This is a genomic window from Deinococcus aquaticus, from assembly GCF_028622095.1.
Lineage (GTDB): Bacteria > Deinococcota > Deinococci > Deinococcales > Deinococcaceae > Deinococcus > Deinococcus aquaticus.
Genome location: NZ_CP115165.1, coordinates 2,990,054 through 2,999,334, shown reverse-complemented (window position 1 = coordinate 2,999,334; position 9,281 = coordinate 2,990,054). Strand labels below are relative to the sequence as shown.

The 9,281-nt window shown below is 69.7% G+C and carries 11 protein-coding genes; 4 read left to right on the top strand and 7 right to left on the bottom strand.

The window, feature by feature from the left end; all coding sequences use genetic code 11:
- The first annotated feature begins 51 nt into the window (after window positions 1–51).
- Entirely contained in the window at window positions 52–1,554 is a 1,503-nt protein-coding gene (gene hutH, locus M8445_RS14480) for a histidine ammonia-lyase (protein WP_273988639.1), read from the top strand.
- A gap of 79 nt (window positions 1,555–1,633) precedes the next feature.
- Here the strand turns inward: hutH and M8445_RS14475 are convergent, their stop codons facing one another.
- A complete protein-coding gene (locus tag M8445_RS14475) occupies window positions 1,634–2,278 on the bottom strand; it encodes a histidine phosphatase family protein (protein ID WP_273988638.1) in 645 nt (214 codons plus the stop codon).
- A gap of 129 nt (window positions 2,279–2,407) precedes the next feature.
- Between M8445_RS14475 and sdaAA the strand changes: the two genes are divergently transcribed.
- The gene (gene sdaAA, locus M8445_RS14470; protein WP_273988636.1) at window positions 2,408–3,295 is read left to right on the top strand and encodes an L-serine ammonia-lyase, iron-sulfur-dependent, subunit alpha; all 888 of its coding nucleotides are present in this window, start codon (window positions 2,408–2,410) and stop codon (window positions 3,293–3,295) included.
- Window positions 3,296–3,348: 53 nt separating this feature from the next.
- Here the strand turns inward: sdaAA and M8445_RS14465 are convergent, their stop codons facing one another.
- The 6 genes from M8445_RS14465 to M8445_RS14440 all read right to left on the bottom strand — a co-directional run bounded on the left by M8445_RS14465 (window position 3,349) and on the right by M8445_RS14440 (window position 7,099).
- Window positions 3,349–3,837 (bottom strand): hypothetical protein, encoded by a 489-nt coding sequence (locus tag M8445_RS14465; RefSeq protein WP_273988635.1) that lies wholly within the window; start codon window positions 3,835–3,837, stop codon window positions 3,349–3,351.
- Window positions 3,816–4,346 carry a hypothetical protein gene (locus M8445_RS14460; protein WP_273988633.1) on the bottom strand — a complete coding sequence of 177 codons (531 nt, stop codon included), beginning with the start codon at window positions 4,344–4,346 and terminating at the stop codon, window positions 3,816–3,818. The genes M8445_RS14465 and M8445_RS14460 overlap by 22 nt, the downstream gene beginning before the upstream one ends.
- On the bottom strand, window positions 4,343–4,645 hold the full coding sequence (locus tag M8445_RS14455; RefSeq protein WP_273988632.1) for a PadR family transcriptional regulator: 303 nt from the start codon (window positions 4,643–4,645) through the stop codon (window positions 4,343–4,345). The genes M8445_RS14460 and M8445_RS14455 overlap by 4 nt, the downstream gene beginning before the upstream one ends.
- A 105-nt stretch (window positions 4,646–4,750) precedes the next feature.
- Window positions 4,751–5,926, bottom strand: a complete 1,176-nt coding sequence (gene cax, locus M8445_RS14450) for a calcium/proton exchanger (protein WP_273988630.1) — start codon at window positions 5,924–5,926, stop codon at window positions 4,751–4,753.
- Window positions 5,927–6,044: 118 nt separating this feature from the next.
- Window positions 6,045–6,752 (bottom strand): HAD family hydrolase, encoded by a 708-nt coding sequence (locus tag M8445_RS14445; RefSeq protein WP_273988628.1) that lies wholly within the window; start codon window positions 6,750–6,752, stop codon window positions 6,045–6,047.
- Window positions 6,749–7,099, bottom strand: a complete 351-nt coding sequence (locus M8445_RS14440) for a histidine triad nucleotide-binding protein (RefSeq protein WP_078299707.1) — start codon at window positions 7,097–7,099, stop codon at window positions 6,749–6,751. The genes M8445_RS14445 and M8445_RS14440 overlap by 4 nt, the downstream gene beginning before the upstream one ends.
- 269 nt (window positions 7,100–7,368) lie before the next feature.
- On the opposite strand from M8445_RS14440, the gene M8445_RS14435 reads away from it, so the two are divergent.
- A complete protein-coding gene (locus M8445_RS14435) occupies window positions 7,369–8,304 on the top strand; it encodes a ferritin-like domain-containing protein (RefSeq protein WP_273988625.1) in 936 nt (311 codons plus the stop codon).
- Between the two features lie 214 nt (window positions 8,305–8,518).
- Complete coding sequence (locus M8445_RS14430) at window positions 8,519–9,280, top strand: DNA glycosylase AlkZ-like family protein (RefSeq protein WP_273988624.1); 762 nt, start codon at window positions 8,519–8,521, stop codon at window positions 9,278–9,280.
- The last annotated feature ends 1 nt before the right edge of the window (window position 9,281 follow it).

The following is a 9,281-nucleotide window of genomic DNA, read 5'->3' as shown; positions in this document are numbered from 1 at the left end:
CACCTCTATCAACCATCCTCCATCACCCATCAACCCTCCGAAGGAGCCCCTGTGATTCTCGATCAACACCTTTCCCTGTCTGATTTCCTGTCTGTCGTGCGTGGCGGCGAGTCCGTCCAGCTGTCCGATGCCGCGCGGGAGCGCATTCTTCGTGCGCGGGCGGTGATCGAGCGGATCGTGGATGGTCAGGCGGCGGTGTACGGCGTGAATACGGGCTTCGGGAAGTTCGCGTCCGTGCAGGTGCCGCGCGCGGGGCTGGAGGAGTTGCAGCTGAACCTGATCCTGTCGCACGCGATCGGGGTGGGGGAGAACCTGCCGGGCGAGGTGGTGCGCGGCATGCTGCTGCTGCGCGCGCAGTCGCTCGCACTGGGGCACTCGGGCGTGCGGCCGGAGGTGGTGGAGCTGCTGCTCTCGCTGCTGAACGCGGGGGCGCACCCGGTCATTCCGGCGCAGGGGAGTGTGGGCGCGTCGGGGGATCTGGCGCCGCTGGCGCACCTGGCGCTGGGCCTGATCGGGCTGGGCGACATGGAGTTCCGGGGGCAGGTGCGGCCCAGTGCGGACGTGCTCGCGGAACTCGGCCTGAACCCGCTGACCTTGCAGGCGAAGGAGGGGCTGGCCCTCATCAACGGCACGCAGCTGATGGGGAGCCTGCTGGCCCTGGCGGTCGCGGATGCGCGGACGCTGCTGGGCACGGCGAACCTCGCGGCAGCCATGACCGTCGAGGCGATGTACGGCTCTCACCGGCCGTTCCAGCCGGACGTGATCGGCCTGCGTCCCCACCCCGGCGCGGTCGCGGTGGCCGAGGAACTGCGATTCTTCCTGCGGGACTCGCAGATCGCGCCGTCGCACGCGGTGGGGGACGGGAAGGTGCAGGACGCGTACTCGCTGCGGGCCGCGCCGCAGGTGCACGGCGCGAGCCTGGACGCCCTGGCGCACGCCGAGCGGGTGCTGGCCGTCGAGTTCGCGTCCGTGACGGACAACCCACTGATCTTCCCCGATACCGGGGATGTGGTGAGCGGCGGGAACTTCCACGGGCAGCCGCTGGCCGTGACCATCGACGCACTCAAGGTCGCGGTGGCGGAACTGGGCAGCATCAGCGAGCGCCGCTGCGAGCAGCTCCTGAACCCGGCCCTGTCGGGCCTGCCGGGCTTCCTCGCGCCGCAGGGCGGCCTGAACAGCGGCTTCATGATCGCGCAGTACACGGCCGCCGCCCTTGTCAGCGAGAACAAAGTGCTCGCGCACCCGGCCAGCGTGGACACCATCCCCACCAGCGCCAACCAGGAGGATCACGTCAGCATGGGCGCGCACGGCGCCCGGCAGTTGCGGGCCATCCTGGAGAACGTGCAGAACGTCATCGGGATCGAACTGCTGTGCGCCGCGCAGGCCCTCGACTTCCAGAACCTCCACGCCGGGCGCGGCGCGCAGGCCGCGTGGGAGCACATCCGCGCCCACATCCCCAACATGACGCAGGACCGCTACTACCGCCCAGACCTCCTGAAGATCGTGGAGATGGTGCGGGCCGGGGAGCTGCTGCGGGTCGGGCGGGAAGCGTAGAAGAGCCCTCACCCCTGCCCCTCTCCCCAGGGGAGAGGGAAGGAGACGCGGAGCGTCGGGAGGGTGAGGGGTCCCCTACCTACCGGTTCAGCCACAGCAGCCCGCCCACACCGCCGCCGTCTGGCAGGTCAAGGAGTGCCGTACCCAGGTGCGCGAGATGGAAGGTGGGCGGTGTGTCGGTGGCGGGCCAGCCGAGCGCCGCGCGGATCAGGGCTCCGGCGAAGTCGTGGTGCGTGATCAGCGCCACCCGGTCCTGACCGGGGTGCCGGGCGCGGAGGTCGGTCAGGACCTGCGTGGCGCGGGCGTGGAAGAGGGGTTCCTGCCAGGGTTCCGCGCCGCCGTGCCACGGTTGCCCGTGCAGGTGCGCGGGCCAGAGCAGCGCGGGGCAGTGGGTGCGGAGGGTTGCATGGTCGCTGCCCGTGACGGGCGTGAAGCCTCCGGCGGGGCCGGTCGTCAGGTCGCCGTACTCGTACGCCAGTTCCAGTCCGTGCGCGGGGAGGTTCAGGCGGGCGGCGATGGGTGCGGCGGTCTGTACGGCGCGGAGCATCAGGCTGGTGTACAGGTGCGTCACGCTGCCCAGGTCGGCGTCCTGCGCGAACTGCCGGGCGCTGGCGTGCCCGTGCGCGGTGAGGGGCGGGTCGGGCTGCCGCGCCTGCGCGTAGTCGGGGCGGTCCTCGATCACGTTGTTCTGCGACTGGGCGTGGCGGATCAGCAGCAGCTTCACACCTTTACCGTAAGGCGTCCGGGCGGCACGGACGACCTCATGCGGCGCTGATTCGGCTAGACAGGTCCGGCCTTAGGATGGGGTCCACTTCCAGATGCCTACGCCCCTCACGCCTCACCCAAGGAACCCATGACCACCCTCGACGACATCCTGAACGCACCCGCCCCCGCCTCCGAGTGGATTCTGGCGCAGGACTGCGCTGAAACCGGCCTACACCCAGACGACATCCGCACCGAGATGCTGCGCCGCATCCGCGAGATGCGCGACAGCATCCAGCGTGGCCTGAGCAGCGACGCCCGCAGCATCACCGGCATGGTCGGCTGGAACGCCAAGGGCCTCTGGGACGCCCCGGACGCCCTCGGCGCGCCCCTGCTGCGGCGCGTGCAGGCCTACGCCATGGCCGTGAACGAGGAGAACGCCCGCATGGGCCGCATCGTCGCCGCGCCCACCGCCGGCAGTGCCGGCACCATTCCCGGCGCGCTGATCGGCGTGGCCGACCACCTGGGCATTCCCGATGAGCGGCTGGTCAGTCCTATGATCCTGGCCGCCGGGATCGGGAAGGCCATCAGCAAACGCATGTTCATCAGCGGCGCGGCCGGCGGCTGTCAGGCCGAGATCGGCTCTAGCGCCGCCATGGCCGCCGCCGCCATCGTCGAACTGATGGGCGGCACGCCCCGCGCCGCCGTGCACGCCGCCAGCATGGCCCTGATGAACACCATCGGCCTCGTCTGCGACCCGGTCGGCGGGTACGTGGAGGTGCCGTGCGTCAGCCGCAACGCCTTCTACGCCGTGCACGCCGTCAGCGCCGCGCAGCTCGCGCTGGCGCAACTGGAATCCTTCATTCCCCCCGACGAGGTTCTGGGCGCGATGGCCAGCGTGGGCCGCATGATGCCCGCCGCGCTGCGCGAAACCGCCGACGGGGGCCTCGCCCAGACGCCCACCGGACTGGCCGTCACCGCCCGCATGGAAGGCAAGGACGGGGACTCGGGCGGCATGATCGAACTGCCGATGGCGTAAGGAACAGGAACGGGCCGACCGGAACTGCGGGCCGGCCCGGTGTCGTCACGGGTTCAGGTCGCGGCGGAACGACGCAGCGCCGCCAAGCTCCGGACACTTCCCGCCGCGCACGCGGCGATCACCGCCAGGACCGTCACCCCCTGATCGTCCATTCCGGGATCACGCGGGGCCGCGTTGCCCAGCGTGGCCTGCAACGACACCACCGCCAGCCACGCGCCCGGCAGGAACGCCAGCGCACCCGCTCCGGCCTCCAGCGGTCCCACGCGGCGCAGGCCCAGCAGTGCGCCCACCACGCCCGAGCCGACCATCACGCCCGACCACAGCCCATCCGGTGTGTCGTGCTGCCAGAGGAACTGGATGAGCAGGACCATGCTCACGCCCAGCCCGGCGAACACCAGCGCAGACACGCCCGCGCCACGCCACCCGAACCGTCCCGCCGCCAGTCTCGTCTGCACCGCCCAATCCCGGTCATTCACACTGGAGGCTTCGTTCTGCATGGCGGTCTTCCACTCGTCGGGCGTCATGCGGGGTTCCGCAGGCATGTCCAGCCGCCCTGCACACTCCGGAACAGACTCATGCCCCCCAGCGTGAGGCCCGTGACTCCCAGCGCCGCGAGGGTCGTTGCGGTGGGGGAGAGCGGCCACGCGGTCCAGCCCGGCAGCAGGCCGAACGCCCCGACCAGGTGGGTCAGCAGGCCCCACCACAGCTGTGTGGTCAGGAACGCGGCGGCCACCGCGCCGGGCCGCGCACGGTCCGCCGCGAGGATCATCCCGGCGATCAGGGGGATCAGGCCGGCGTTCAGGCCCAGCCACCACTGCTGCGGCCGGGTCGGGGCGTGCGTGCCTCCCCCGGTCAGCAGATGCGCCGCCAGGATCAGTCCCAGCAGGGTGACCGTAACGCCCAGCGCGGCCCCGGCCGCCAGCAGAGCGTCGCCACGCACGGTCCGGCGCGGCAGGAGTGCGGCGGCCCGCCGCGTCTGGGTCGCCCAGCGGGTGTCCCCGGTGCTGTCCGCCTCGTTGCGCATGCCGGTCTTCCAGTCGTCGTGGTTCACGTCAGGGCTCCTTTGATGCGGTGGATGGTGGTGGATTCGTGGCGTTCGCGGGCCAGTTGGAGGCCACTCTGCGTCAGGCGGTAGATGTGGCGGGGTGGTCTGCCGGGGTGGGGGGAGTCTTCCCACTGGGCGTCCAGGTGGCCCTGTTCGTGCAGGCGCTGGAGGATAGGGTAGAGGGTGCCGCTTTTCAGGCTGGTGCTTTTGCTGAGGTCGTAGCCGTAGGTGTGGGCGGGGTAGGTCTGCTGGAGGGCGTGCAGAACGGCTTTCGTGTGAGGGCTGGAGTTGGGGGACCGGGGCATATCCCATTAACAACATATGTAGAGTTTACTGTCAAGCGGTCATGCCGCAGACGAACAACCGCTGCCCCCGTCCAGTGCGGAGGCAGCGGTTCACGGCGCCTCTGCTCAGGCGGCGGCGGGAATTCCTGGCGTATGCGCGTACGCCTGCGTGGTCCCGGCAGGCACGGGCAGACTGGCCCCTTCGCTCTGCGCGCGCGGCGTGACGAAGTAGAACGACAGGCCCAGCAGCAGGTACACGGCGATCAGCAGCACACCCTCGAACCAGGTGGCCTCGCCGTCCTTGGTGACGGTCGTGACGATCAACGCGACGGCCACGATGGCGACCAGTTCCAGCGGGCTGGAGAACACGAGGTTCATGGGTTTGCCGATCACGTACGAGATGATCACCAGCACGGGCGCGGTGAACAGCGCCACCTGAATGGTCGCGCCGACCGCGATGTTGATGGCCAGCCCGATCTGTCCCTTGCGCGCGAAGTAACTCCCGGCGATGTACTCCGCGAAGTTCCCCACGACGGCCAGCACGATGATGCCCAGGAAGAACGGGCTGAGGCCCAGCGTGGTACTCGTGGCTTCCAGCGCGCCGGAGAGCATCTCGGATTCCAGGGCGATCAGGGCGGTCGCGCCGATCATGGTCGCGGCTGCCCGCCACACCGGCCACAGGTCACCGTGCCCGTGCCCGCCTTCCTCTTCCTCCATGGCGAAGGCGTCCTTGTGCGTGACCAGCGTGTACACGAGGTTCAGGGCGTACACGGCGATCAGCACGACGGCCACGCCCAGACTCAGGTACTCGTCTAGGTTCGCGCGGACCGTGTCGCTGCCCGCCAGGAAGTCCGGGAGGCGCTCGGTGTAGTCGAACAGCGCCGGGATCAGCAGGGCAATGACGACCAGGAACAGCATGGAGTTCAGCTGCCCGGCGTTCGTGCGGCTGAACTTCTGCGTGTTCCGCCCGAAACTGCCGATCAGGATGGCCAGACCCAGGCCCAGCAGCGCGTTCCCGATGATGCTGCCCGTGATCTGCGCCTTCACGACCGTAATGTTCCCGGCCAGCAGCACGAAGATGGCGATGATCAGCTCCGCGAGGTTCCCGAACGTCACGTTCAGCAGGCCGCCGATGGTCTGCCCGGCGCGCGCCGCGACCTGCTCGGTCGCCTGCCGCAGCAGGTCCGCCAGTGGAATGATCGCAATGACGGACGTGAAGAACACCCACAGCGGGGGCGCGTGCAGGACGTATTCCAGCAGCAGGCTGACCGGAATGAAGGCAAGCAGGAGTTTCATCCACATGCCGGTAGTGTAGGCCCAGTGTTCTCATGAAGAGTGGCCTTCATGCAGAGCGAAAGTTCAGGTGCGCGGGTCAGTTGTCTTGATGGCGGCCAACCCCGTGGAATCCGGCAGGGGCGGATCAGGTGGTGGTGAGACCCAGCAGCTGTTGCAACTGGGCGTGTGAGGTCACCACGTGGCGCACTCCGGCGGCCAGCAGGTGCGCGGCGTCGTCCGGGTGGGCGTGCCCGGTGGCGAGCAGGCCGATCACGGTCGCGCCGGCCCGCACGCCCGCTGTCGCTCCGGGCACGCTGTCCTCGATGACCACGCAGCGCGTGATGTCCGCGCCGAGCTGCGCGGCGGCAAAGGCGTACAGGTCCGGTTCGGGCTTGCCGCGCCCGCCCACCCATGACGGGTCGTAGGCGTGCATGCCCACCAGTTCCGCCAGTCCGGCCGACGCGAGTTTCATGTGCAGCCGCCCGCGTTCGCTGTTGCTGCCCACCGCGAACGGCACGCCCCGGTCTTGCAGGCCGCGCAGGGTGTCGCGCGCACCTTCAATGGCGTCCAGGGACTCGAAGGCTGCGTTGAACCGGCCTTCCAGGGTGGGCAGGAAGGCGTCGGTGGGCGTCCAGCCGTGCAGGTCACCCAGGCGCAGCAGGACGTTCGGGAAGGTCTGCCCGACCGCTAGGTGTGCGAAGTCGTTCAGGGCCAGCGGCAGGCCGTGTTCGGCCAGCGTGCGGACCCACACGTCGGCCGACAGCGCCTCGCTGTCGACCAGCACGCCGTCCAGGTCGAACAGCACCGCGTCGAAGGTTCCGGCCAGGGTCGGGCCACGCGTCACTTCTGTCACTGGCCCAGGCCCGTGTCGTCGGCCGGGCCGTTCTCCCACCCGGCCAGGATATGCACGTGCGTGTGGAAGACCATCTGCCCGCCGCCGGGGCCGCAGTTCACGACCAGCCGGTAATCCTGCGCGTGCTGCCGCGCCACCCGCGTGGCAGTCAGCCACAACTCGCCCATCTCGGCGGCGTCCGTGATCTCGTCCACGCGCGCCGAGACCTTCTTCGGAATGACCAGCAGGTGAATGGGCGCCTTGGGCGCAATGTCGCGGATGGCGATGTAGTGCTCGTCCTCGAACACGATCTGGCTGGGAATCTCGCGGGCAATGATCCGCTCGAACAGGGTGGGAGAGGCTGTCATGCGCCCCACTCTAGCCGCCCCGCCCGTGTGGTCCGGCCGCCCGGATCAGCCTGCGTCCTTTAGGGCGCGTTCATGTTGTGCCGGGCGCGTGATCCGATCCCGGCACCCCGGCATATACCCGGTTGTCAGGAAGGAGCCGCCAGCGCTGTTCCCCCTACAGGGCCAGCGCCCGGTTCCGCCCACCCCTCATCCCTCTCTCGCAGCGCCCCGCCGGACCTCACACCCGTGACGTCCAGAAGGCTCACTGCGCCCACACAGGAGCACCCATCATGGATAACCGCACCAGCACCGAACAGATCATCGCCGACGCCACCAACACCGACACCATGAACCGCCGCGCCGCCATGGGCTTCCTGGGCAAGATCGGCATGGGCGCCGCCGCCATGAGCCTCGCCGCGACCGCCGGAACCGCCGCCGCCGCGCCCGCCAAGGACATCGACGGGGCCGTCCTGAACTTCGCCCTGAACCTCGAGTACCTGGAAGCCGCCTTCTACCTCGCCGCCGTGGGCCGCGTGGACGAATTGCGCAAGATCGGCGGCGGCGCGAACATCATCCTGCCCGCCAGCCTCGACCAGGCCCGCGGCATGCAGTTCAAGGACGGCAACGTGCAGGCCCTGGCCCGCGACATCGCCGAGGACGAACTCGCGCACGTGAAATTCCTGCACGGCGCGCTCGGGAAGGCCGCCGCCGCCCGCCCCGTCATCGACCTGAACGGAGCGTTCCGCGCCGCCGGTAAGGCCGCGTCCGGCGGGAAGATCGACGGATTCAACCCCTACGCCAACGACCTGTTCTTCCTGCACGGCGCGTTCATCTTCGAGGACGTGGGCGTCACCGCCTACAACGGCGCCGCGACCCTGATCACCAACCCCGCGTACCTGCAGGCCGCCGCCGGCATCCTGGCCGTCGAGGCGTACCACGGTGGGGCCATCCGCGCCATGCTGTACCAGCAGCGTCAGGTGACGGCCGCCGCCGGACTGTACGTCGGTCAGGTCGTGCAGGCCATCAGCAACCTGCGCGGCTCGGTCGGCGGCATGAAAGACCAGGGCCTGAGCGACAACGCCGGGAACATGATCGTCGCGCCCGCCGACAAGAACGGCGTGGCGTACGGCCGCAGCACCCGTGAAGTGCTGAACATCGTCTACCTGGCCCCCAACGCCACCAAGGGCGGCTTCTACCCCAACGGCCTGACCGGCAGCATCAAGTAAGACGAACTCCGATTGAATGGCTTGCAAAGCCGTTCAATCCGAGCGGACGCGAGTGGGAGCAAAACGGGTTCCGGGCGTGGAGTTGGCAGATCGGTGGTGTTCCGATCTGTCAACGAAACAGACGGAATCCGCATAAGAGTTAGCCGGGAGAGGGAGGCTGGGCCACTTGGTCCACCTCCCTTTCCTGCGTTGTCTGGCACGTTACCCTGACTGTGTGACTCCCGATCCGACCCTGGCGGCCCTGCGTGCGGCGGCGGCGCGCACGCTGGACCCACAGCGGAGCGTGCAGGCTGCCCTGAACGCGATGGGTTTCTTGCAGGCCGACCCGATCCGCTCGCCGGCTCGCGCGCAGGACCTGACCCTGATGGCCCGCGTGCCCGGCTACCGCGCCGGGGACCTGGAACGCCTGTACCCTGGCCTGGACGCCGAGGAGGACATGCTGCCCAACTACGGGTTCATGCCCCGGGCGGTGCAGGCACTGCTGCATCCGCGTGAGGTGCCGTCCACCCGACTGGAGGCCGCGCACCCCGACCTGCTGCCCGAGGTGCGGGCCGCCGTGCAGGGCCGTGAGGAGGTGCATCCGCGCGAGGTGGCGGCGCTGCTGGGACAGGGCCGCACCGTGAACGCCTGGGGTGGGCAGTCGAGCGCCACGACCCGCGCGCTGGACGTGCTGCACCGCCGGGGCGAGTTGCGTGTCACCCGCCGGGCTGGGGGCGTGCGGCTGTACGGCCCGGCCCCGCACCTGCGGGCGCTGCGCGAGTCGCCGCTGCCGGAACCGGAGCGGCTGCGCGGCGCGGTGCACCTGCTCGCGCGGCTGTACGGCCCGCTGCCCGAGGCGAGCCTGGGGTACCTGATCGGCCTGTCGCACTACGGCCTTCCGCACCTGCTGCCGCAACTGCGCTCCGCGTTCCGGCAGGCGGTGCGGGAGGACCTGCACTCGGCGCGGGTAGACCAAGAGTTTCCACTTCCCTGCTGAT

Excerpts from the sequence above, each read along its gene's own strand:
- M8445_RS14455 (WP_273988632.1), bottom strand. The coding sequence starts at position 4,645 with ATGCCCCGGTCCCCCAACTCCAGCCCTCACACGAAAGCCGTTCTGCAC.
- M8445_RS14435 (WP_273988625.1), top strand. The coding sequence starts at position 7,369 with ATGGATAACCGCACCAGCACCGAACAGATCATCGCCGACGCCACCAAC.
- sdaAA (WP_273988636.1), top strand. The coding sequence starts at position 2,408 with ATGACCACCCTCGACGACATCCTGAACGCACCCGCCCCCGCCTCCGAG.
- M8445_RS14440 (WP_078299707.1), bottom strand. The coding sequence starts at position 7,099 with ATGACAGCCTCTCCCACCCTGTTCGAGCGGATCATTGCCCGCGAGATT.
- cax (WP_273988630.1), bottom strand. The coding sequence starts at position 5,926 with ATGTGGATGAAACTCCTGCTTGCCTTCATTCCGGTCAGCCTGCTGCTG.
- M8445_RS14465 (WP_273988635.1), bottom strand. The coding sequence starts at position 3,837 with ATGCCTGCGGAACCCCGCATGACGCCCGACGAGTGGAAGACCGCCATG.